The sequence below is a fragment of the Caballeronia glathei genome, from assembly GCF_000698595.1.
Classification (GTDB): Bacteria; Pseudomonadota; Gammaproteobacteria; order Burkholderiales; family Burkholderiaceae; genus Caballeronia; species Caballeronia glathei.
Map to the genome: position 1 here is coordinate 1 of NZ_JFHC01000320.1, position 403 is coordinate 403.

At 61.3% G+C, this 403-nt stretch carries 1 protein-coding gene; it reads right to left on the bottom strand.

Features of this window, described 5'->3' with window-relative positions:
- Positions 1 to 403: 4Fe-4S dicluster domain-containing protein (locus tag BG61_RS38960; RefSeq protein WP_035943895.1), on the bottom strand; the 403-nt coding region annotated here is incomplete at both ends.

The window sequence follows — 403 nt, forward strand, 5'->3', positions numbered from 1 at the left end:
GCAGTGCACGCAGTTCTGCGCGTTGATCTGCAGGCGTTCGTTGCCGTCGTCGGTCTTCACGAACTCGTACACTGCCGCCGGGCAATAGCGGCTCTCCGGACCCGCATAGGTGCGCAGATTCACGTTCACCGGCACCGAGGCATCCTTGAGCGTCAGATGCGCCGGCTGGTTTTCCTCGTGATTCGTGTTCGAGATGAAGACCGATGACAAACGGTCGAACGTCAGCTTGCCGTCCGGCTTCGGATACACGATCGGCTTGCACTGCGACGCGGGCCTGAGCGTCTCGTTGTCCGCGTGCTGATGATGCAGCGTCCACGGCACGTTGCCGCCCATCACCTTCTGTTCCAGCCCGACCATCAGCGTGCCCAGGTACAGGCCCTTGCTCATCCACTGCTTGAAGTTG